A 22,842-nucleotide genomic window follows, 5' to 3' on the forward strand; every position below is an offset into this window, starting at 1 on the left:
CCCCACAAAGGGGCGGCCCGGAGCGCACGCGGCTTAGCCGTGGTAACCGCTCAGCAGGCGCAGACCCTCTTCATCAGTCAGGGTCAGGCAGCGGTAGGCGGGGCTCAGCAGCCCGTCGTCACGCATCTCGCCAATCAGCTTGCTCACGCTCTCGCGGGTGGCGCCGGTGCCCTCGGCAATCAGTTCGTGGGTGGCGCGTACATAGCGGGTGCCGTCGGCGTGCTGCCCGCCCAGAGTGCTGTCGGCCAGATTCAGCAGGTAGCGGGCAATGCGCTCGCGCAGATCGCCGTCCTGAATATGAACACCGTCGGTCATCATGCGCTGCAGCTGCGCGCCCAGGCTGCGGGTCAGGTCCCACAGCTCGGCGGCACCCAGGTGCTCGGGGTGAATGGGGGTCAGCACGGCGTCGGTCAGGGCCACCACCTGATGCCCCCGGCTCTGGCCCTGCAGGCACTCCTCACCAAAAATGTCGCCGGGACGAATGTGGCGCACCGTGAGGTTGCGGCCCTGTGGGGTCAGGCGCACAGCGCGCATCAGCCCACTGTCCAGGCGGTAGAGGCTGGGAGCACTGTCTCCCGCGTAGTACAGCGTCTGACCCCGGCGCACGGTGCGGTGCAGGTCGGCGGGAATCGGCTGGGTGGCGGTGGCAACGTAGGTCATGGGCGCTCCTTGAGGTCAGGCAGGCGGCAGGGGGGACGGCTGAGGTGGCTGCACTGTACAACCCTTGTACAAGGTTGAAACGTTCCCGGAACACAATTTAAAAAGTCAACCAAGTGTTTTGGTCAAGCGCTCTGGGGGGTCTGCCGCATTCTGACACCGGCCTCCCGGGCGGCGTGTCAGCTCCTGGTCCTGGCGCAGCTTGGTCAATCGTTCAGAGAGAGGCTGGCGCGGCGGGCTTGCCCCCTACCGGCGCTGGCCCGGCCTTGCCGGGAAGGTTGCCGGTGCCCTCCCCGCACCGCTTTGTGCCCAGACTGTTCCTGGCTGGACTGTGCAGCTGCCTTCCAGCCCCCAGGTGAAAATGCGCGGCAGGCAATGGTGCCCTTCAGTCCTGCGCGCCACACTGGGGGCGTGACCGCCCACCCGTACCGGGCCTGGAGCCCCGCTGCTTTCACCTTTCCACTGCCCGATGGCCACCGCTTTCCCGCCTACAAATACGAGGGGGTGCGGCAGCTGCTTTCGGCGCACCTGCCCGTGCTGGACACGCCGGCTCTGGCCTGGGCCGACGCCGCGCAGGTGCACGACCCCCACTGGCTGCGGCGCTGGCGCCGGGGCGAGGTGAGCGCGGCCGAGGAACGCGCCTTCGGGCTGCCCTGGAGCCCCGGCGTGGTGGAGCGGGCCCGCCGGGCGGCTGGGGGCTCGCTGGCGGCGCTGCACGACGCCCTGGCCGTGGGCTGGGGCGCCAATCTGGCGGGCGGCACCCACCACGCCTTCGCCGACCGCGCCGAGGGGTTCTGCCTGCTGAACGACGCCGCGCTGCTGACCCGGCACGCGCTGGACCGGGGCCTGGCCCGGCGGGTGGCGGTGCTGGACCTGGACGTCCACCAGGGCAACGGCACGGCGGCGCTGCTGGCCGGGGAGGCGCGCGCCTTTACCCTGTCGGTTCACGGTGAGCGCAACTATCCTTTTCGCAAGGAACAGTCCTCGCTGGACCTTGGCCTGGGTGACGGCGTGACCGACGCCGAGTATCTGGCGGTGCTGCGCGCCCAAGTGCTGCCGGCCCTGGACGCCTTTCGCCCGGATCTGCTGCTGTACCTTGCCGGGGTGGATGTGCTGGCGGGCGACCGCTTTGGCCGCTTTGCCCTGACGCTGGCCGGCGTGCGCGAACGCAACCGCGCGGTGTTGCGCTGGGCCAGGGCCGCTGACATCCCGGTGGTCACCATGATGGCCGGCGGCTACAACAGGGACCACGCCCTGACCGTGCAGGCCCACGCCAGCGTGGTGCTCGACGGCCTGGAGGTGCTGGGGTAGGAGAAACCGCCCTTCCTTCAACCATCAGCGCTCCACCATTCCCCCACCGTCCCTCGTATCCGATCAACGTTGAACCCTCAGGCGGATAATGCGCCGCATGTCGGCCCGCGCTCCCTGGAACCGCAACGAACGCCTGGGTATTGCCAACGGCTGGGCGGTGTTTCTGGGCGACGGCTTTCTCAGCGTGTCGGTGGTGGTCACGGCCTTTGCGGCCAAGCTGGGCGCGCCCAACTGGGTGATTGGCCTGCTGCCCGCCATTGCCGCTGGCGGCTGGATGCTGCCTCAGCTGCTGGTGGCTGCCCGGGTGCGCGCCCTGCCGTACAAGCTGCCGGTGTACCGCTCGGCGGCGCTGGTGCGCACCGCCACCTACGTGGCGATGGTGTTGACCGCCGCGCTACTGAGCCACCAGCCCGCGCTGTGCCTCACGCTGTTCATTCTGGCCATGAGCCTGAACGCTCTGGCCTCCGGGGTCTCGGGGCTGCCGTTTCTGGAAGTGGTCAGCAAGACCGTGACCCCGGAGCGGCGCCCGCGCTTCTTTGCCACCCGCAACCTGTACGGCGGCCTGCTGGCGTTTGGCGCGGGGCTGCTGGTGCGCGCCATCCTGGGTTCGGACCTGGCTTTTCCACTGAACTACGCCCTGATCTTTGCCCTGGGCACCGCCGCCTTTACCTTCGGCTACTGGATTTTTGGCCGGGTTGACGAGCCCGCCGACCCGCCGCAGTCACCCCACGGTACCCGCGCCGAACTGCGCGCCATTCCCGAGACGCTGCGCGACGGGCATTTCCGCGCCTTTCTGAACGTGCGCCTGTTGCTGGCGGCCGGCAGCATGGCCGAGCCCTTCTTCGCGGTCTACGCCCTGCGAGAGCTGAATTACGCGCCGGCCGCCCTGGGGGTGTTCGTGATGGCCCTGACCGGCGCCGCGCCCCTGTCCAACGTGGTGTGGCGCCGCGTGGCCGAACGCAAGGGCTCGCGCCGCCTGATCCGCTACGCCACGGTCTTTGCCGGGCTGGCACCGCTGTGGGCCCTGACCGTGGGGGTATTGGGCCTGAGCGCCTGGGCGTACCTGGGCGTGTTTCTGCTGTCCAGCGTGGCGAACCAGGGCTTCAATCTGGGCCACACCAATCACCTGCTCAACATTGCCCCGGAACACGCCCGCAGCCGCTATATCGGCACGCTGAACACGCTGGTGGGCGCCGCCCTGTTCACGCCAGTGGCGGCAGGCCTGCTGGCCGATGGCCTGGGCTACGGCCCGGTGTTCGTGCTGAGCGCCCTGCTGTGCGCGGCGGCGTGGTGGCGCTGCGGCTGGCTGCGGCGGGATGCGTGAAGAGGCGGGGGGCGGGCGGTGACGGGCGGGGCTGGTCATCGGGGGGAGGGGATACGGCTTCCGGAAAATTTCGTAACACGTTACGAAATTTTCCCGACCGGAGGGAGGAGGAAAAGAGGCGGATTTCCGGGAATTGGGCTGGAACAGCGCCGAAGGCGGGGAACATCCGGCTCTTTCCCGGATGTTACGGAAATGGACGGAATCCGCAGGAGATCTCTTCCAGCTGACGCACCTTTTCCCCGCGCCCCGCGCCCGGCTTCCCGCACCCGGCTCGGGGGCGGTGCAACTGGCCCTCTGGATTTCTGGACGCCTGGACCCGTGACGTTGCTGGGGAGCCATGGGCCCTGCCCGCGTTGGGTGGCCCCAGGCTCGGGGGCGGCCCCGAGCCCTTCTTGACCAGTTGACGTAGGAGGAGTTGCTCTTAAGGACGTTGCACCTCACGTTACGACTTTGCAGGAGAGCACCGCAAAGTCTCCACTCCCGGTGCAACGTCCTTTTTTCGAGACTCGCTCCGCTCGGTTGATCTAAAGATCAACAGCGAGCGACTTAGTGCCCCAGAATCTTCCCCAGAAACGCCTTCGCCCGCTCGTGCTGGGGGTTCTGGTAAAAGGCCTCCGGGGTCGTATCTTCCACAATCGCGCCCTGGTCAAAAAACAGAATGCGGTCGGCCACCTCGCGGGCAAAGCCCATCTCGTGGGTCACCACCAGCATGGTCATGCCGCTGCGGGCCAGTTCCTTCATCACGTCCAGCACTTCCTTGATCATCTCGGGGTCCAGGGCGCTGGTGGGCTCGTCAAACAGCATCACCTTGGGGTCCATGGCCAGCGCGCGGGCAATCGCCACGCGCTGCTGCTGGCCGCCGGACAGCTGGGCCGGGTACTTGTGGGCCTGTTCCTCAATGCCCACGCGGCGCAGCAACTCCAGGCCGCGCGCCTCGGCGTCGGCGCGGCTGGTCTTGCGCACGCGGGTGGGCGCCAGGGTGATGTTCTCCAGCACGGTCAGGTGCGGAAAGAGATTGAAACTCTGAAACACCATGCCCACTTCCCGGCGAATGGCGTCCAGATTCTGGCGGCCGTTGAGGGGAATACCGTCCACCGTGATCTGCCCCTGGTCGTGGGGGTCAAGCGCGTTGATGGTGCGGATAAAAGTGCTCTTGCCGCTGCCCGAGGGCCCAATGACCACCACAACCTCGCCGGGGCGCACGCTCAGGCTGACCCCGCGCAGGGCATGAAAGGTCCCAAAGTGCTTGTGAACGTCCCGGACGTCAATCATGGGGGCAGCGGCGAGCGGGCCTGGCGTCATGGCCCCACTGTAGTACGTGCGCCGCAGGGTGGGCAGGCCCAAAGGGGCGCTGCGGGCGGGCCAGAGCGGCTGTGGTACCATCCGCGCATTCATCATTCAGGGTTCAGGGCACAGGCCCTGGGCGCCGAGGCGGAGGACGATTCCATGAAGACGCAGACCAAGATTGCCGCTGCCCTGCTGCTGGGCACCACCGCTGTGGCCCTGGCCCAGGGCACCACCTTTCTGACCATCGGTTCGGGCAGCACCACGGGCGTGTATTTCCCGGTGGCCACCGGCATGGCCAAGATGATCAACGACGCCGGCGACGGCCTGCGCGCCAACGCCCGCTCCACGGGCGGCAGCGTGTTCAACATGCAGGCCATCGCCAGCGGTGAGCTGGACGCCGCCATCGCCCAGAACGACGTGGTGTATTACGCCTACAAGGGCACCGGCCTGCAGGCCTTCCAGGGCAAGGCCAACACCAAGCTGCGCACCCTGGCCGTGCTGTACCCCGAAGTGCTGCATGTGGTGGCCCGCAAGGACAGCGGCATCCGCTCCATTGCCGACCTGAAGGGCAAGCGCGTGGTGATCGGCGACCTGGGCTCGGGCACCGAGCTGACCGCTCGGCAGGTGCTGGAAGCCTACGGCCTGGGCTTTGACGATCTGGGCCAGGCCCTGCGTGTCTCGCCCGCCCAGGGCATCACCCTGATGCAGGATAAGCGCGCCGACGCGCTGTTCTACACCGTGGGCGTGGGCGCCAGCGCCATCAGCCAGATTGCCCAGACGGTGGATGTGGCCATGGTGCCGGTCAGCGGCAACCAGGCGGCCAGCCTGCTCAAGAAATACCCCTTCTACGTGCGCTTCAACATTCCCGCCAAGAGCTACAAGGGCGTGGGCGCCACCATTCCCAGTGTCGCCGTGCAGGCCACCCTGGTTGCCAGCACCGCCGTCAGCGACGACGCGGTGTACCGCACCATGAAAGCGGTGTTCGCCAACGAGGGCGCGGTGCGCGGCCTGCACCCCAGCCTCGCCACCAACTTCGCCTACGACAAGGCCGTCAAGGGCCTGCCTGCCCCGCTGCACCCGGGCGCCGTGAAGTTCTTCCGCGAGAAGGGCGTTACCGTCCGCTAACGCCGCATTCGGCGGATATCCGGGGCCAGCCGCGTCACCTTGGGGCTGGCCCCTTCGCCTTTGTTCAACAGTGAGGACCGCATGAGTGACCCCACAAGACCCCTGAGTACCGACCCTGCATTGACCCCTCCGGGCACTGTGATGACCGAGGGTGAGCGCCGCGCCCTGGAAATCGTCGAGGCGGCCGAAACCGGCGGGCGCAAGGTGCAGGGCTGGCAGAAAACGCTGGTGACCCTGCTGGCCGTGGGCTGGTGCCTGTTTCAGATGTACGCGGCCTGGGAAGGCACGCTGGTGCCCACCACCCTGCGCGCGGTGCATCTGGCCTTCGCCTTTGCACTGGCCTTCCTGGTGTTTCCGTTTCGCAAGACGCCGGGCCGGCCGCAAACCCGCGTGCCCTGGGGCGACTGGCTGCTGGGGCTGGCCGCTACCGGCAGCGCCCTGTACTTCGTGGTGGAGTACGTGGACATTGCCAACAACGGCGGCATCCGGGGCGACGTGCCGCTGGATCTGCTGGCGGGCAGCGGGCTGGTGGTGCTGCTGCTGCTCAGCGCGTGGCGCACCATTGGCCTGGCCATGCCGCTGATCTCGGCGGCCTTTATTCTCTTCGCCTTCATGGGCGCCAAGGGCCTGATTCCGGCCATTCAGACGCCTTTTCACAACGGCTACACCTGGCCGCAGCTGATGGGCCAGCTGGCCACCAACACCGAGGGCATCTTCGGCACCGCGCTGGGCGTCAGTGCCCAGATTGTCTTTCTGTTCGTGCTGTTCGGCGCCCTGTTCGACAAGCTGGGCGCGGGCGAGTGGTTCATGCGCGTGGCCCAGGGCCTGCTGGGGGGCTTCCGGGGCGGGGCGGCCAAGGCCAGCATCGTCAGCAGCGGCCTGAACGGCATCATTTCCGGCAGCTCGGTGTCCAACGTGGTCACGGGCGGCAACATCACCATTGGCACCATGATCCGCACCGGCTACAGCCGTGAAAAGGCCGGGGCCATTGAAGTGGCCAGCAGCTCCAACGGCCAGCTGATGCCCCCGGTGATGGGCGCGGCGGCGTTCATCATGGCCCAGAACCTGAACATCGAGTACCGCACCCTGATCCTGGCGGCGGCCATTCCGGCCTTTCTGTGTTACGGCGCGCTGCTGGTGGTCTCGCACATCGAGGCCCTGAAGCTGGGCCTGAAGGGCATTCCGCGTAGCGAATTGCCCCGGGTGCGCTCGGCCTTCGCTTCGGGCTGGCATTACCTGCTGCCGCTGGGCTACCTGATTGGCACGCTGACAGCCAACCCCGAAGCCACCCCCGAGCGCGTGGCCCTGAACACCATTCTGCTGATGCTGGTGATGATGTTCGTGCAGGAGGCGGTGCTGGCGGCCCGCGATGGGCGCGGGGCCGGGCGCGGCCTGCTGGACGGCGGGCGCAAGATCATCGAAGCTTTCGAGGCCGGCGCCCGGTCCATGATCGGCATTGCCATCGCCACGGCGGCGGCGGGCATCATCGTGGGCATCGTGACCATCACGGGGCTGGGCTTTGGCATGGCCGAGGTGGTGCAGGCGGTCAGCGAAGGGTTCCGGGCCCTGCTGGGCGGCCTGTTCGGGGCGCAGGTGGCCACCTTCGGCGCCATCCTGATCGTGCTGGTCATGGCGCAGCTCATTGCCCTGGTGCTGGGCATGGGCCTGCCCACCACCGCCAATTACATCCTCATGAGCGCCCTGATCGTGCCCATCATCGCCACCATCGCGGGCCTGGACACTTCCAACCCCGCGCAGATGCTGCCGGTGCATATGTTCGTCTTTTACTTCGGCATCATGGCCGATTCCACGCCGCCGGTGGCGCTGGCGGCGTTCGCGGCGGCGGCCATCAGCGGGGGCAATCCGGTGGCCACCGGCGTGCAGGCGTTTCAATACGAGTTGCGCACGGCCCTGCTGGCCTACATGATGTTCTTTAACCCGCAACTGCTGCTGATTGCCGGTGGCCGCCTGAACGGCATTGGCTGGACCGAGGCCCTGCCCATGGTGCTGTTCGCCTTTATTGGTCTCGTGGCGTTCAGCGCGGCCACCCTGCGTTTCCTGCACCGCCGCACCAACCTGCTGCAGACGCTGCTGCTGCTGGTGGCCTCGTTCATTCTGATTATCCCCACCAGCCTGATCTGGAACCTGGGCGCCCTGGGCCTGCTGGCCCTGGTCTACTTCTGGCAAAAGGCCGGCAGTCGCCGCGAGCCGCCGGCCCAGGCCCCGCTGGCCGCCTGAAACTCTGTCCGCGTGGCACCCTGGCTCCATGGCCAGGGTGTTTTCAGGTTCTGCGGGCCAGCACCTTGCCTGCCCCCTGGGCCCGGGTGTCCCGCCTGGGGCGCGCATCTGCCGGCCCAAGCTGTCACCATAGGCACGTGACCCTTCCTGACCCGGGCTCCCGCGCCCCGCTGCGCGCCCTGCGCGACGCTTCTTCTGTGCCTGAACTGCTGCGCCGGCTCTGGGGCTGGCCGGTGACGCGCCTGCTGGCCTACCTGCTGCTGGGCCTGCTGGCGCTGCGGGTGCTGAGCTGGATGACCCACACGCTGGCCAGCGTGATTGTGACGGTGGCGGTGGCCTACGCTCTGGCCTTTCTGGTCAACCCCATGCTGGCGTGGCTGGAACGGCGCCGCATTGGCCGGGGCGTGGGGGTACTGGTACTGGTCACGCTGTTCGCGGGCTTGCTGACCCTGCTGGTGGCCACCCTGACCGCTCAGCTGCGCGGGCTGGTAGAAAGCCTGCCCTACCTGAGCCTGAACCTGAAAAACCTGCTGAACACCGTGCTGGACTGGCTGGCGCGGGTGCCGGGCACGGCGGGCCTGCGCGAGAGCCTGACCCGCACCATTGATGAGCAGACCGCCCGGCTGACGGCCGACACCGGGCCCTTACTGGAACGCCTGGTGAATTCTGGCCCCGACGTGCTGGGTACCCTGAGCAGCCTGGTGGGCTGGCTGGGGCAGGTGGCCTTTATCATCACGCTGGCCCTGTATTTCATGTTCGAGTACCAGCGCTTCGGGCACGCGGTCATGAACCTGTTTCCCCGGCGCTGGCAGCCCACGCTGTACACCCTGACCGAGGACATCAGCGAGAGCTTTGGCCTGTTCCTGCGCGGCTCGCTGCTCACCACGCTCAGCTGCGCGGTGCTGGCCACGGGGGGCCTGCTGGCGCTGGGGATTCCCAACGCGCTGGCCCTGGGCCTGCTGAGCGCCCTGCTGAATCTGGTGCCGTACCTGGGCATCGTGGCGGCGGCGGCGCTGCCCATGCTGGAGGCCATTCCGCAGGGTTCAGGGAAGGTGGGCGCGGTGGCCGTGCTGTATTTCCTGCTCAACCAGCTCCTGGGCAACGTGATCGGCCCCATCATCATGGGCCGCAGCGCCCACCTGAGCCCGGCCGCCGTGCTGATTGCCCTGCTGGTGGGGCTGGCACTGGCAGGCGTGGTGGGCGCCATTCTGGCTATTCCCCTGTCCATCCTGCTCAAGCGCTGGACCGAGCGCTACTGGCTGCGCAGTAATCTCTACCGGGGCGAAAAGGGGATGCCCGCGCCAGTGGACGGCCAGTAGCGGCGGACAAACTCCTGGAGTCGCAATGAAGGCGCGCCCGGGCTCAGGTGGGCGCGCCTTCAGGGGAACAGGGTCAGCGGGAAGCGATCTTGACCCGCTTTTCCAGCTGGTCGGTAAAGAGGGTCAGCACCGTCGTGAGGGCCAGATACACGCAGGCCGCCACCGCCAGCGCCGGAATAGGCTGAAAGGTCGAGGAACGCACCTGATCGGCAATCTTGGCCAGTTCCGTGACGCCAATCACGGCCGCCAGCGACGAGTCCTTGAGCAGGGCCACGATGTTGTTCACCAGCGCCGGTAGGCTCAGGCGCAGGGCCTGCGGCAGAATGACGGTGGACATGGCCTGAAAGGTGCTCAGGCCCAGGGAGCGCGCCGCTTCGCCCTGCCCCCGGGGCACGCCCTGAATGCCCCCCCGGATCACCTCGGCGTTGTAGGCCGCCACGTTCATGGACAGCGCCACAATGGCGGCCACAAAGACTGACATGACCGGAATAGAGGGAATAAGGTTCAGGGTATCGGCCCAGGTGAGCAGCGCCTTGTAGGGCGGCAGGATTTCCGGCAGCGCGTAGTAGGCAAAGAGGAGCTGCACGTACAGGGGCGTGCCCCGGACAATCCAGATCAGGAAATTGCACACCAGGGCCACGGCGCCGCGCAGCAGCCGGCCCGGCAGGCTGGCTGACGAGGCCAGCAGGGGACTGTTCGCCATCTTGCCCAGCCCCAGCAGCACGCCCAGCACCAGCCCGATCACGCCACTGATCAGCGTGAGATACAGCGTGACCTGGGCGCCTTCCACGAACAGGGCGGCATTTTCGCGGATGGTTGGGGGCAGGAACGGCTGCCGGAGGATCTGCGTGATCAGCCAGAACAGCACCAGAAAAGACACTGCGGCGCCCAGCAGCCAGAGGGCCAGATTGCCCCCGCCAGCCGCCGGCCGCGCAGAACGGGATTTCAGAGTCACTCAGCGCCTCGACTTTGCAGTGGATGCTCTGGCCCGGCCTGCCCCGGTCTGCCCGGGGGGGTGGCCGGGCCACAAACCAGGGTTATTTGCAGCGGATGTCCTGCCCAAAGTACTTGTTGCTGATCTTGGCGTAGGTGCCGTTGGCCAGGGCCTTGGCCAGCGCGGCGTTCAGCTCTTTGAGCAGGCCACTGTTGCCCTTTTTCACGGCCATGCCAATGCGCTCGCTGAACAGCATGTCGCCCTGCTGCAGCTTGCCCTTCTGCGCCTTGACCAGGTCCAGGCCGGTGAACTTGTCGCCCACCCAGGCAGCGGCGCGGCCCGCCATCAGGGCCGTCTGGGCATCGGTGTCTTTGGGGAACACCAGGGGCTTGACGCCCGGCAGCTTCTGCACGCCCGACAGGTAGGTGGTGCCCACCTGCACGGCCACCACTTTGCCCTTCAGGTCGGCGGCCGTCCTGGGGCCACCTTTCATGCTCACAATGGTGCCGCCCGTGCAGTAGTGCGGGTTGGCGAAGTCCACGGCCTTGGCGCGCTCCGGGGTGATGCCGTGGCTGGCAATCACGAAGTCAAAGCGGTCCTGCTGCAGCCCAATCAGCAGGCCATCGAAGGGCTGAACGACCCACTGCACCTTCAGGCCCAGCTGCTTGGCCAGCGCCTCGGCCAGTTCCACTTCAAAGCCGGTCAGCGCCTTGCCTTTCTGGACGTTGAAGGGCGGGAACGCGCCCTCGGTGGCAATCTTGATGGTGCCGGACTGCTTGATGGCTTCCCAGGTGCGGGCCTGGGCGCCAGAAGCGAGAAGGGTCAGGGCCGCGATGGACAGCAACGTTTTTTTCATGGGCACTCCTTGGAAAAAACCGTCTGGCCTGCGCGCGGGGCGCAGGGGCATCTGGTCATGGGTGCGCCGATTCTAAAGCATTCCTAAGCGCCTGCGGGCGCCCGGGCCGGGGCCAAGCCGCCATGCACAGACCCATGAACAGACGCCGCGCCCGGATCACTGGGCGCGGCGTCTGCGGCAGGGTGCCTAGAACGTGGTGGCGTGACTGGGCGCGTACTCATAGCCCAGGCCCGGGGTATCGGCCTGGCCACGGGTGCCGGCCGGGGTGCCCCGGTCAATGGCCATTTCCGTGGTGGGGTCAAAGGCGTGCAGGCGGGTCTGGTCCACCACCAGCTCAATGGCGTCGCCGGGCACCACATGGGCCTGCCCTTCCACCTTGGCCGTGATGTTCTGGCCCGCCACCTCGATGATCAGGTCCGTCTGGGCGCCCAGCGGCTCGACCACCACCACCTGCCCGCGCAGCACGTTGGCGCCGCGCGGAATATCGGTCATGCCCACCATACCCAGGTGCTCGGGGCGAATGCCCATCAGCACGTCCTTGCCCTCGTAGGGCTTGAGGCTCTGGCCCAGGCGGCCCATGGCCGAGACGCGGCTCTCGCCAATCACGAACTCGCCGTTCACGACCTTGCCAGACAGGAAGTTCATGGAAGGGCTGCCGATAAAGCCCGCCACGAACTTGTTCTGGGGGAAGTCGTAGAGGTTCATGGGGGTGTCCACCTGCATGATCACGCCGTCACGCATCACCACGATGCGGTTGCCCAGCGTCATGGCTTCCACCTGATCGTGGGTCACGTACACAATCGTGGCGCCCAGACGGCGGTGCAGCTGGGAAATCTGCGAGCGCATCTCCACGCGCAGCTTGGCGTCGAGGTTGGACAGCGGCTCGTCCATCAAAAAGACTTTCGGCTCGCGCACGATGGCGCGGCCCATCGCCACGCGCTGGCGCTGCCCGCCCGACAGTTCCTTGGGCTTGCGGCCCAGCAGGTGCTCAATCTGCAGAATCTTGGCGGCCTCGCGCACCCGGCGGTCAATCTCGGCCTTGGGGGTCTTGCGCAGCTTCAGGCCAAAGGCCATGTTCTCGTAGACATTCATGTGCGGGTACAGCGCGTAGTTCTGGAAGACCATGGCGATGTCGCGGTCCTTGGGCGGCACGTCGTTGACCACGCGGTCGCCGATTTTCAGAATGCCCTCGCTGATGTCTTCCAGGCCCGCGATCATGCGCAGGGTGGTGGACTTCCCGCAGCCCGACGGCCCCACGAACACCATGAATTCGCGGTCCTGAATGTGCAGGTTAAAGTCCTTCACCGCGTGGTGCTTGGTGCCGTAGCGCTTGTTGATGTGCTCCAGAACAACGTCTGCCATGTGTGCCTACCTTCGCCCCTGCTCTTATCCGGGAGTGGCGCTTCGCCCCAGCGGTGGGGGAGAAGACGGGTTCGGATAACCGGGGTACGTGAACGAGAATGCCCCTTGTTTCCACTGACGCCGCGCTGACACGCGCAGCTTACCACGCCCCCAGAGCGCGGCCACAAAGGAAGATACAGACAGGACAGAGCTCAAACGCGCGCCGGCCCCAGACCCTGAACGGGGCACGCGGAGCCGGCACGGTGTCGTTTGATACGGATTTCGAAAAATTCCGTCATGTGTTACGGAATTTTTTCGACCGGAGGGAGCAGGAACAAATGCGGATTTCCGGAAATGGACGGCAGTCCGTATGATAAGAGGCTTGCCGGCGAGAGGGCACGCAGCAGGGTTGTTCGCGCTTCCTACAGCCCACTCCCCACTGCCCGTTTCTAAGTCACTTGCTGCCAAGCCCCAGGTCAACCGAGCAGGCGGGGACAGCGGCGCCGCAGAGCGAGCGGCGAACACCGTGCCTCGCACCGGGAAATGAACACGTTGCTGCGCCCTTCTGAACCGTTGGCCTGGGGGATGGGCGAGGGACTTAAGTAGCTCGCTGTTGATCTTGAGATCAACCGAGCGGGCTGGAACAGCTGCGCAGCAGAGCGAGTATCGAAAAAAGGACGTTGCACCGGGAGTGGAGACTTTGCGGTGCTCTCCTGCAAAGTCGTAACGTGAGGTGCAACGTCCTTAGTACGCCGCGCCCGCCCGCGTGACCATCAGCTTCACCTCGTGCGGGCTGGTGGCCGCCGCCAGCGCCTCGTCCATGGTGATCAGCGTGTTGCGGTACAGCTGCACCAGATGCTGGTCGAAGGTGTGCATGCCGCGAATGTTGTCCTCGATCAGGGCGTCCTTGATCAGCGGGGTCTTGTCCTCGTCCTTGATGTAGTCCTGGATCAGGGGCGTGTTCAGCATGACTTCCAGGCCCAGCACCCGGCCCACCCCGTCGGCGCGGCGCAGCAGGCGCTGGCTGATGATCCCCACCAGCGATTCGGCCAGCTGCAGCCGCACCTGATCGCGCTCGTAGGGCGGGAAGAAATCAATGATGCGGTTGACGGAGCGCACGGCGTCCTGGGTGTGCAGCGTGCTCAGGACGAGGTGGCCGGTCTGCGCCGCCGAGAGGGCCGCTTCCACCGTTTCCTTGTCGCGCATCTCGCCAATCATGATCACGTCGGGGTCCTGGCGCATGGCGTATTTCAGGGCGGTGCGGAAGTCGCGGGTGTCGCTGCCCACCTCGCGCTGCACCACGATGCTTTTCTTGTTCTTGTGCAGAATCTCGATGGGATCTTCCACCGTGATGATGTTGTAGGCGTAGCTGCGGTTGATGTGATCAATCAGGCTGGAGAGCGTGGTGGTCTTGCCGCTGCCGGTGGGCCCGGTAACCAGAATCAGGCCGCGCGGGTTCTCGGCCAGCTTGCGCAGCACGTCGGCGGGCAGGCCCAGGGCCTCGAAGCCGGGAATGGCGTCCGAGACAATACGCATGACCATGCCCACCGCGCCGCGCTGCCGGAACACGTTGCAGCGGAAGCGCCCCAGCCCCGAGACGCTGTAGGCGAGGTCCAGCTCATTGCGGTAGGTAAAGTCGTCCCACTGGTCAGGGCTCATCAGGGCCTGGGCCAGCAGCTGCGTATCGGGCGGCATCAGGGGCTGGGTGCCAAAGGGCACCAGCTGACCGTCAATGCGCCCCATGGGCGGGCTGCCCGCCTGCAGGTGCACGTCCGAGGCCCGGCGCGAGACCATTTCGCGCAGCAGTTCGTCCAGCGTCATGCCCCGCCCTCCCCGGAAGCGGCCAGAGGCATGTTGTCAATCAGGCGCACCCCGAACATCCGGGCGGCCACAAGGACGCGGTTCATGGGACTATTGTCCACCATTTCGCCAGTTTGCATATCACCGTTCACCACGTTCAGATAGTCCAGGGTCACGTCCGGGTGCGCGTCGAGGAGCGCGTGGCCGGCGGCCTCCAGGGTTGCCGTCTTGCGCTCGCCCCCGGCGTAGGCAGCCTGCACGGCCCGCAGCGCCTGCGAAAGAATGACGGCCTGCGCCCGCTGCGCTTCGGTCAGGTAGCTGTTGCGGCTGCTCAGGGCCAGGCCCGAACTTTCGCGCACGGTAGGCACGCCACGGACCTCGACAGGCACATTCAGGTCCGTGACCATGCGCCGGATCACCGCCAGCTGCTGCCAGTCTTTTTCCCCAAACAGGGCGTACTGCGGCTGCACCAGATTGAACAGCTTCAGGACCACCGTGGCCACGCCAGTAAAGTGCCCGGGGCGCGCGGCGCCGTCCAGCCCCTCGCTGACGCCGCCCACGCTGACCTGGGTGGCAAAGCCCGCCGGATACATGGTGTCGGGCGCGGGATGAAACAGCACGTCCGCGCCCGCTGCCCCGGCGATCTCCAGGTCGCGCGGCAGGTCGCGGGGGTAGCGGCCCAGGTCCTCGCCAGCGCCAAACTGCAGGGGGTTTACGAACACGCTCACCACCACCTGCCCGCCGGGCACAAGGCGGCGCGCCCCCTGAATCAGCGCCGCGTGGCCCTCGTGCAGGTAGCCCATGGTGGGCACCAGGGCCACCGGACCACTGGCGCGCGCGGCGCGCAGTTCGGCGGGGGTGGTCAGCAGCCGGGGGGCATTACTCACGCTGGCCGTCCAGCCCCAGGGCCCGCACTGCAGCGTCCAGCATCCAGGAAATGACGCCCAGAATCAGGGCCCCAATCACGGCGGCCCCAAACCCCGCCACGTTCAGCGCGCTGGCCGCCGCCACCAGCCACAGCACGATGCCGTTGACCACCAGCGTGAACAGGCCCAGCGTCAGCAGGTTCACCGGCAGCGACAGCAGCAGCAGCACCGGGCGCACCAGCGCGTTCACCACGCCCATGACCACAGCGGCAATCAGGATGCTGCCCAGGTCCGCGCCGGGCACAAAACTGACCCCGCTGTAGACCCGGGTCAGCAGGTACAGCGCCAGCGCGCTGACGAGCAGCCGAACGAGAAAGCCCATAGGGGCAGGATACGAAAAAGAGCGTGACGGCGCGGCGGCGTCCGGTCAGGCAGGGCGCTGCTGGGCAGCTGAGCGGCGCGGGCCTGGGCGCAGGCTCAGGCGTCTGAGGCGGTCTTGCGGCGCTTCGTGCTGTGTTCCGCTTCCTCGTCCGGCGCCTCATCGCTGGCGCCCGAGAGATTGGGCAGTTCGTGGGCGCTGAGCCACGTTTCGCCGGCCTGTGTGGAGGCGGAAAACCCGGTCTGGAAGCCCCAGGCTTTGACGTCCATGTTCATGGCCGCCAGCACGTTGCAGGCCATCTCTGGCGTCAGGTCGCTGACCTGAAAGATCTTCTTGAGATACGACGTGAAGAAGTTCCGCAGACGTTCAGGCCGGAGTTTGTCGACCTCGCTCAGCCGGGGCTTCAGGAGGGGCCGGCGCAGATGCCTCAGGCCAAACATATGCCAGCTGGCTTTGAGGCGCTCGTGTTCCCGCTTGGCCCGTTTCAGCTGTTTTTTCAGTTGACTGGCCGAGATAGAACCCACATTGTCCTTGTTGGCTTTCATGGTGGTCCAGGTGGCAGCGCCTGCTGACGGATAGACCGTTTCGGCCACGCTGAGGTGATTGAAGTTCCACCCCCCCGCCTTCTGATGAATATGCCCGGCGCTGTTGGCGGCCGTAATGTCCAGCCACGCCACCTGCCGTCCGGCCTTGTCGCTGAGCACCAGGTCGGGCCGGGTGCTGCCGGCGGCCACCTGGGTGGAAACGGCGTAGCCGTCCGGCGCCGCCGGTTTGAAGCCGCTGTGGTCGTGGCTGACATAGGACTCAATGACGTAGCCGAATGCCGCGTGCATCAGGTCGGCGGCGCCGTATTGCAGATAATCGTCCCAGCGCGCCTTCCACAGGGCCGTGTACCCGTTGAGGGCCACCAGTCCGCCCAGGCTGGGAATGCTGAGCACATTGGTGTGGGCCGCCTGGACAGCCGCGTCGTAGCTGGCGAAAAAGGTCTTGGCGGCGGCCTTGTCCTGGTCTGTGACGGCGCTGCCGTGCGCTTCATGAACCAGGGCGCGCTGCACCGTCCCAGCCTGTACCGTGCCGGCCGCGACCTGAGCCGCTGGGTGCGGGGAAGCAGTGCTGGGCGCGCCGCCCGGCCCGCCGATTGCCGCCAGCCGCCGGCCCGTCTGCTGCGCTTCCTGTTCCAGTCCGGTGTCGGGGTCCAGCCCCGGCGCCACCCGTCCCTGCGCCTGCTGCACCACATGGGTGACTTCGTGGGCCAGCAGTTCCAGGCCGCCGGCGCTGTGCGGGTCGTACTGGCCGGGGGCAAAGTAGATGTCGGCGCCGCTGGTGAATGCCTTGGCCTGCAGGCCAGCCGTCAACCCCGCCGCCTCGCTGTCCGTATGCACCCGCACGCGCGACAGGTCGGCATTCAGGCCCAGTTCCAGGTGGCGCTGCACGGCGGCGGGCAGGGCCTCGCCCCCGCCCCGGCGGGCCTGGACCCGCGCGCTCACGGTCTGCAACGCCTGGGCACGCCGCTGCCCGTCCAGGGCGCTGAGATTCTGGCTGCGCGTGGCGTGTTCGCCCTGCAGGGCGTGGGCCTGAAGGGCCCGCTGCAGCGCCGCATCCTGGGCCTGAACGCGCTGCAGGGCCGCCGCGTACGCCTGCGCCCCAAACGGTTCCTGCGCGGCCTGCCGCTGCAGCGCCGCCAGCAGCGTGTTCTGGTCAGCTCCGGCCTGCACGTGGCGCTGCACCGCCCCCAGTGCGTGGGCGGCGCGTTCGGTGGCCGGCACGTAGGGCGCAAACTGCCCGTAGGCCGCGCCCACCTCGCCCACGGCCTGCACGGTAAGGGCGGCGCGCTGCGTGGGGGGCAGCAGTGTGGGTGAGGTGGGCGCCGGGGGAGGGGTCTGCCGCTGCCACGCGCTCAGGCTCAGGGGCGCGGCCCCGGCGGCGGCCAGGGCGGCGCGGGCCTGGGTCACCTGCGCCTGGGCCCGCTGCACCGCTGCGGCCAACGCAGTCTGTGCGCGCTGATCGGCGGCCAGCAGGGCAGCCGCCTGCAGCGCCGGGGCCACCTGCGCCCGTTGCGCGGCAGCTGGGGTGGCCCGGCACGCGGGTGACGTGGGGGTGGGGAGCGCAGCGGCCGGGGCCTCGAATGCCGGGTCCTGGAACGCTGAGCCCTGGGTTTGCGGCCCGAGGTGAGGGAGCGGCTGGAGGCGGGCGCGGGGCGAACGGGAACGGGACGGGCGCTCGAACATGAACAACCTCCGGGGGGAAGCAGGTGCCTCTACCGTAGCCCCCGGGGCGTTACCGGCCCGTTAAACGGCCCTGGCGTCCCCTGCGCCACAGCGTGGGGGAAGGGCCAGGGCCGCCTGTGGGGTTACAGCCCGAAGCGGGCGTAAATGTCGTTCACGTGGCGCAGATACCAGTTCAGATCGAACGCGGCGTCCAGTTCGGCGTCGCTGAGGGTGTTTTCAGGGTCGGCTTTCAGCAGGTCGCGCAGGCCCTCACCGGTCTCCCAGGACCGCAGGGCGCTGCGCTGTACCAGGCCGTAGGCCGTTTCACGCGACATGCCCTTCTCGTCAATCAGGGCGTGCAGCACGCGCTGGCTGTACACCAGCCCGCCCAGGTCGTTCAGGTTGCGCTGCATGCGCTCGGGGAACACCACGAGGTCACGCAGCACGCCCGTCAGGCGGCGGGTCGCGTAGCTGGCGCTCGCCGTGGCGTCGGGCAGAATCACGCGCTCGGCGCTGGAATGGCTGATGTCACGTTCGTGCCACAGGGCCACGTTTTCCAGCCCGGTGGTCAGAAAGCCGCGCAGCAGCCGCGCAAAGCCGGTCACGTTCTCGGTCAGGATGGGGTTTTTCTTGTGCGGCATGGAGGAACTGCCGGTCTGGCCCTTGCCAAAGGGTTCCATGGCTTCACGCACCTCGCTGCGCTGCAGGTGCCGGATTTCCACCGCAATCCGTTCCAGAGTGGTGCCCAGAATCGCCAGGGCGCAGAGCACCTCGGCGTGGCGGTCGCGGGCCAGGGTCTGGTTGGTCACCGGGGCAGGCTGCCAGCCCCAGCCGTGGGCCACCTCCTCTTCCACGCGCGGCGAGACGTGCGCGTAGGTGCCCACCGAACCCGACAGCATCACCACCTGCACCCGCTTTCGGGCCGCGTGCAGCCGCTCCAGGTCGCGGTCCAGGGTGGCCATCCAGTTCAGGAACTTCAGGCCAAAGGTCATGGGCTCGGCGTGGATGCCGTGGGTGCGGCCCACGGTGGGCGTGTGCTTGTGGGCCACTGCCTGGGTGCGGCACACTTCCCGCAGGGCCTCCACGTCGGTGATGATCAGGCCCAGGGCCTCGTCCAGCAGCAGGTTCTGCGCGGTATCCACCACATCGGTGCTGGTCAGGCCGTGGTGAATGAAGCGCGCCTCTTCTCCGTAGCGTTCCGTCAGGGCGCGGGTAAAGGCCACGATGTCGTGCCGGGTGACGGCCTCAATCTCAGCCACCTTCTGGGCAAAGGCCTCGTCCAGGGGATCGGCTCCACTGCGCTCGGTCAGGGCCTCGAACGCCGCCTGGGGCACCTCGCCGTGCCGGGCCTGCGCCCCCATGGCCGCCAGTTCTACACGCAGCCACGCGCGGTATTTGCTGGCCTCGCTCCACAGCGCTTTCATCTCCGGGGTCAGATAACGGTCAATCACGTGCCCGAGGCTAACACGCCCTGCACAGCTGTCTGGGCACCGGCTGTGCTGCGTTTTGAGGCGGGTTCATATGGAGACAGAAAGGCGTCAGGCGCCTGTGGCACCCTGGAGACCTCATGAGATCGCCCGGCGCCGACGCTGCGCCGCAGCCCCGCCCCCGGCGGGCGATCTCGGTTCATTCTCAGGAGGTTCTGACATGTCCAGACGTATTGCTCTGCTGGTAACCGCCGCGCTGATACTGACCCCCGCGCTGGCCCAGACCACCCCGGCCCCCGCCCCCACCACCGTGACCCTACCCGGGCAGGTGCCCACCGCGCTGAAAGACGCCTGGAGCGCTTTCCTGGCCTCGGGCGGCAGTGCCAGCCTGCTGGACAGCAGCGGCGCCGTGATTGGCACCCTGAACGCTGACGGGACCCTGAGCCTGAACGCCGGTAAAGCCCTCTCGGACGTGAAGGCCGTGCGCCTGCAACCCAGGACGGGCCAGGCCACCACTGTCAACGTGGCCCGTGACCTGAGCCGCCCGGGCGCTGTCAAGATTGAGTGGATGGGTCCGAATGGCAAGATGCAGTCCCTGCCCCTGCCTGCGGTGGTCAACCGCGCCCTGCGCGCCGACGCCAGTGTGCCGCCCGCCACCACACCCGATGACGACCGGAGCGGCAAGGACAGTCAGGACGATAAAGACAAGGACGACAAGTCCAACAAGGGCAAGTCGGACAGCGCCCCCGGTAAGGGCAAAGGCAAGTCCTAAGCCCTCAACGTGCAGCGCTACCCAGGCCGGGTGGCGCTGTTGCTGTTGGCTTCAGTGGTTCCTGACGGCTGCATTCAACCTCAGCGGGCCGGGGTGGGGACGTCCAGCTGGGCGGCTGGCGGCACATTCGGGCCCACACCGGCCCAGAGCAGGGTATTGGTGGGTGCGCTCAGGGCCCCCAGGGGCAGGTAGGCGCGCCACTGCGGGTCGTAGGGCACAGCCTCGGGCAGGCCCATGGCGCGCTGCAGCGCATTCTGATAGGTGGCACAGTCAAAGGCATTGAGCTGGCCGCCCAGCAGGTACGGAGCCCCCTGCAGCCGCGCCACCTCGGCGTTCATGGCCGCCCAGTGCTGGGGGCGCACGCCGCTGTCCAGCACCACAATCAGGTCGCGCGACTGCAGGCTGTCCAGCGGGCGCAGCCGGGCCCCGGTGCCAATGGGCCCGGTTTCCTCGCTCAGCGCCGCCTCGCTGACCTTGCGGGTGATGTGCGTGCATTCGCCGTACACCGCCCGCACGCGCTGGCATCCCACAATCAGGCTGCCCACGGGCGCGCGCCGGGCCGCTTCGGCCAGCGGCAGCACCCGCCCGGCCGGCAGCGCCGAGTGCGTGAGCAGCGCCAGCGGCTGCCACTGCGCTTCGGGCACGGCGTGCAGGTCGTCCATGCGGGGGCCGGTGGTGGCAGGCAGGCAGGCGCTGAGCAGGCCAGCGGTCAGCACCAGGGGCAGAAGGGAACGGAGCGCAGGCTTCACGGTGGTTTCACTATGCCGCTACAGTGCGGGGCATGAGGGTGCCTAACTCGCTCTTGGGGCCTCGCCGGGACCGCGCATGATGGTGGGCCTGCTGATTCTGGTGCTGCTCAGCGTGAATCTGGGCGGCCTGGCCAGCGCCGTGTTGCAATTGGGGCGCGGCGAGTGGCTGGCCGCCGCCGGATCAGTGGTGATGCTGGTGCTGCTGAACGTGCTGGGGTTTGCCCTGCTGCGTGACCTGCGCCAGCGCTGAGCCAGTTGGTCAAGGCCAAGGGTCTGGGCAGTGTCCAGGCGCGGCAAGACGGGGACCTGAAAAACGTGGTCCGGGCCACTGGGCCCGGTGACCCTTATCTGCAGGCCCAGTCTCCCGCGGTGCGGGGTGTTCCCGTCCCTCTCAAGAGAGGAGGCGGAAACAGCTGACCTTGCCACGCACACTGCCTCTCTTCTTCCGAGCGCGCCTGAAGGACAATGCAGGCGCGCTACGACCCGGGCAGCCGCAGAATGCCTTCCAGCGCGGCGTAGGCGTCTGGGCGGGCCAGAAACACCAGTTCATCGCTGGGGGTCAGGCGCAGCTGGGGGCGGGGCAGGCGCACCGTGCCGTCGCGCACCACGCCCACAATCTCCACGCCGGGCGGCAGGCTGACCACCTGCATGCGCGCGCCGTGCCAGCTGGGCGGTACGGCCCGGCGGTACAGTTCGCGCTCGCTGGAAGGCGGGGGCAGCAGATCGGCTTCCTGCAGGGTGCCGTCCGGGGCGTCGTAGGGCACCGGCGCGCTGGGGGCCGCGGCGGGTGTGCGGCGGGGGCGCAGGCGCACGGTGTCGGGCAGCCACGCCGGGCCCCCCGCATGAACCGGGCTGTCGCGCCGGGCGCCCAGTTGCGTGGGCACCAGGCCGCTGGTGCCGCTCAGGGTATGGGCCAGGCCGCTGGCGACCAGGGCCAGGGGCAGCAGGGTTTCGCCGCCCCAGGTCACGGCCAGCAGGCCAGCGGCCAGCGGCACATTCAGCGTCACTGTCAAAAAGGCCACGGCGCCCACCATGCCGGCCACCGCCGTATCAATGCCCAGCAGGCTGCCCAGGCCTGTGCCAATCAGGCCCCCCACCGCCACCGAGGGCAGCACGCCGCCGCCCAGTGCAATGCGCGCGCCAATGGCCAGCAGCAACCAGCGCCACGCGCCCTGCCCGGCCGCTTCCGGGCCCAGAAACCCGGCGGCGCCCAGCTGCATCCAGCCGCTGCCGTCGCCCAGCACCGCCGGGGTGCTGAAGGCGGCAATGGCGGCGGTCAGGGCGCCGAACACCGCGCCCACCACCGGGCGCAGCGGGCCGTCCCTGGTCCAGCGCTCGGGCAGCACCTGACAGGCCAGCAGCGACAGCCAGCCCATGGCGGTGGCCACCAGCGCCACCAGGAAAAAGGCAGGGAGCTGCGGCGCGGCCGGCACCTGCACGTCGGGCAGACTGAACAGGGGTGTGAACCCAAAGGCCAGGCCATACACGGCGGTGCCGGCCACGGCGGCCAGCACGCAGGGCATCACGACCTCGAATTCGAATTCAAAGCGGCGGTACAGCACCTCGGCCACCAGCACGGCCGCCGCCAGTGGGGCGTGCAGAACGGCCCCCAGCGCAGCCGCGCCACCCGCCAGGGTCAGCGTGCGCAGCTCCACGCTGTCCAGCCGGGTCACGCGCTGCATCAGCCGGGCGCCCAGCTGTCCGGTCAGGGTAAAGGCCGAGTCTCGCCCCACCATCAGCCCTGAGCCGTAGCCCAGCAGGGTGCCGCCCAGGGTGCGCAGCTGGGCCAGCAGGGGCGGCCACTGGCCCCGGGCGTGGTAGCCCCCCACCAGCTGGGTGAGGGGATCGCCGTGGGCCGAGGGAATCAGCCACGCGCACAGCGCGCCGATCAGGGGCAGGGCCAGCAGGCCCCAGGGCTGGGCGGTGCCAAAGGCCATCATCAGGCCGCCCTCGCCGGTGGTGCCGGGCGGCGAGAAATCGGTAAGGCGGCTGCCCAGCGCCAGCAGCAGGTCCAGCGTCAGGCGCAGCACGATGCTCAGGCCCCCCACCAGCGCGCCCAGCAGCACGCTGAGCACCACCAGCCGCCCGGTTTCCAGACGGTTGAGCACGGCGCGGGGCAGGGGAGAACGCATCGGCGCCCATGCTAAGGCATTTCACCCGGGGCCGCAGCCAGAGCCGGCGGCCCGGAAATCAGCCGCAGCACGGAGTGGGGGCCGGCAACCTAAAGCCCAGCTAAACCTGCTGGGGCCT

Annotated in this window: 19 protein-coding genes; 7 read left to right on the forward strand and 12 right to left on the reverse strand. The window is 68.0% G+C overall.

Annotation, left to right across the window (positions count from 1 at the left end; translation table 11 throughout):
* Positions 1-33: 33 nt before the first annotated feature.
* Positions 34-660, reverse strand: a complete 627-nt coding sequence (locus C8263_RS00540) for a Crp/Fnr family transcriptional regulator (protein ID WP_107136149.1) — start codon at positions 658-660, stop codon at positions 34-36.
* 372 nt (positions 661-1,032) lie between these two features.
* Between C8263_RS00540 and C8263_RS00545 the strand changes: the two genes are divergently transcribed.
* The gene (locus tag C8263_RS00545) at positions 1,033-1,968 is read left to right on the forward strand and encodes a histone deacetylase family protein (RefSeq protein ID WP_107136150.1); all 936 of its coding nucleotides are present in this window, start codon (positions 1,033-1,035) and stop codon (positions 1,966-1,968) included.
* Positions 1,969-2,065: 97 nt separating this feature from the next.
* Positions 2,066-3,292, forward strand: a complete 1,227-nt coding sequence (locus C8263_RS00550) for an MFS transporter (protein WP_107136450.1) — start codon at positions 2,066-2,068, stop codon at positions 3,290-3,292.
* Positions 3,293-3,838: 546 nt separating this feature from the next.
* Here the strand turns inward: C8263_RS00550 and C8263_RS00555 are convergent.
* Positions 3,839-4,594, reverse strand: coding sequence for an amino acid ABC transporter ATP-binding protein (locus tag C8263_RS00555; RefSeq protein ID WP_107136451.1), 756 nt, complete (start codon positions 4,592-4,594; stop codon positions 3,839-3,841).
* A 144-nt stretch (positions 4,595-4,738) separates the two neighbouring features.
* Here C8263_RS00555 and C8263_RS00560 point away from each other — a divergent pair, with 144 nt between their 5' ends.
* The 3 genes from C8263_RS00560 to C8263_RS00570 all read left to right on the forward strand — a co-directional run bounded on the left by C8263_RS00560 (position 4,739) and on the right by C8263_RS00570 (position 9,261).
* Positions 4,739-5,704: a TAXI family TRAP transporter solute-binding subunit gene (locus C8263_RS00560; protein WP_107136151.1), complete on the forward strand. Its 966-nt coding sequence runs from the start codon at positions 4,739-4,741 to the stop codon at positions 5,702-5,704.
* 81 nt (positions 5,705-5,785) lie between these two features.
* A complete protein-coding gene (locus C8263_RS00565; RefSeq protein ID WP_199188252.1) occupies positions 5,786-7,942 on the forward strand; it encodes a TRAP transporter permease in 2,157 nt (718 codons plus the stop codon).
* A gap of 137 nt (positions 7,943-8,079) precedes the next feature.
* Positions 8,080-9,261, forward strand: a complete 1,182-nt coding sequence (locus tag C8263_RS00570; RefSeq protein ID WP_107136153.1) for an AI-2E family transporter — start codon at positions 8,080-8,082, stop codon at positions 9,259-9,261.
* A gap of 73 nt (positions 9,262-9,334) precedes the next feature.
* Here C8263_RS00570 and C8263_RS00575 read toward each other — a convergent pair whose 3' ends face one another.
* The 8 genes from C8263_RS00575 to purB form a co-directional block, all read right to left on the reverse strand.
* Positions 9,335-10,216, reverse strand: coding sequence for an amino acid ABC transporter permease (locus C8263_RS00575; protein WP_233218556.1), 882 nt, complete (start codon positions 10,214-10,216; stop codon positions 9,335-9,337).
* Positions 10,217-10,298: 82 nt separating this feature from the next.
* The gene (locus C8263_RS00580) at positions 10,299-11,051 is read right to left on the reverse strand and encodes an ABC transporter substrate-binding protein (protein WP_107136154.1); all 753 of its coding nucleotides are present in this window, start codon (positions 11,049-11,051) and stop codon (positions 10,299-10,301) included.
* A 186-nt stretch (positions 11,052-11,237) separates the two neighbouring features.
* Positions 11,238-12,413: an ABC transporter ATP-binding protein gene (locus tag C8263_RS00585; protein WP_107136155.1), complete on the reverse strand. Its 1,176-nt coding sequence runs from the start codon at positions 12,411-12,413 to the stop codon at positions 11,238-11,240.
* A gap of 723 nt (positions 12,414-13,136) precedes the next feature.
* On the reverse strand, positions 13,137-14,213 hold the full coding sequence (locus tag C8263_RS00590; protein WP_107136156.1) for a type IV pilus twitching motility protein PilT: 1,077 nt from the start codon (positions 14,211-14,213) through the stop codon (positions 13,137-13,139).
* On the reverse strand, positions 14,210-15,079 hold the full coding sequence (gene panC / locus C8263_RS00595; protein WP_107136157.1) for a pantoate--beta-alanine ligase: 870 nt from the start codon (positions 15,077-15,079) through the stop codon (positions 14,210-14,212). Before panC ends, C8263_RS00590 begins: the two co-directional genes overlap by 4 nt.
* Positions 15,072-15,440, reverse strand: a complete 369-nt coding sequence (locus C8263_RS00600) for a phage holin family protein (RefSeq protein WP_107136158.1) — start codon at positions 15,438-15,440, stop codon at positions 15,072-15,074. The genes panC and C8263_RS00600 overlap by 8 nt, the downstream gene beginning before the upstream one ends.
* Positions 15,441-15,535: 95 nt before the next feature.
* Positions 15,536-17,665, reverse strand: a complete 2,130-nt coding sequence (locus tag C8263_RS19425) for an eCIS core domain-containing protein (RefSeq protein WP_199188253.1) — start codon at positions 17,663-17,665, stop codon at positions 15,536-15,538.
* 122 nt (positions 17,666-17,787) lie between these two features.
* The gene (purB, locus tag C8263_RS00610; protein WP_107136159.1) at positions 17,788-19,095 is read right to left on the reverse strand and encodes an adenylosuccinate lyase; all 1,308 of its coding nucleotides are present in this window, start codon (positions 19,093-19,095) and stop codon (positions 17,788-17,790) included.
* A 196-nt stretch (positions 19,096-19,291) separates the two neighbouring features.
* Between purB and C8263_RS00615 the strand changes: the two genes are divergently transcribed.
* Positions 19,292-19,843 (forward strand): hypothetical protein, encoded by a 552-nt coding sequence (locus tag C8263_RS00615; protein WP_107136160.1) that lies wholly within the window; start codon positions 19,292-19,294, stop codon positions 19,841-19,843.
* Between the two features lie 80 nt (positions 19,844-19,923).
* Here C8263_RS00615 and C8263_RS00620 read toward each other — a convergent pair whose 3' ends face one another.
* Entirely contained in the window at positions 19,924-20,592 is a 669-nt protein-coding gene (locus C8263_RS00620; protein ID WP_146160538.1) for a hypothetical protein, read from the reverse strand.
* A gap of 76 nt (positions 20,593-20,668) precedes the next feature.
* On the opposite strand from C8263_RS00620, the gene C8263_RS19430 reads away from it, so the two are divergent.
* Positions 20,669-20,842 carry a hypothetical protein gene (locus tag C8263_RS19430; RefSeq protein WP_199188254.1) on the forward strand — a complete coding sequence of 58 codons (174 nt, stop codon included), beginning with the start codon at positions 20,669-20,671 and terminating at the stop codon, positions 20,840-20,842.
* 226 nt (positions 20,843-21,068) lie between these two features.
* On the opposite strand, the gene C8263_RS00625 is transcribed toward C8263_RS19430, so the two are convergent.
* Entirely contained in the window at positions 21,069-22,724 is a 1,656-nt protein-coding gene (locus C8263_RS00625; RefSeq protein ID WP_107136162.1) for a chloride channel protein, read from the reverse strand.
* Positions 22,725-22,842 lie beyond the last annotated feature (118 nt).

Origin of the sequence: Deinococcus arcticus, from assembly GCF_003028415.1 — a bacterium.
In the GTDB taxonomy this organism is placed as follows: domain Bacteria; phylum Deinococcota; class Deinococci; order Deinococcales; family Deinococcaceae; genus Deinococcus; species Deinococcus arcticus.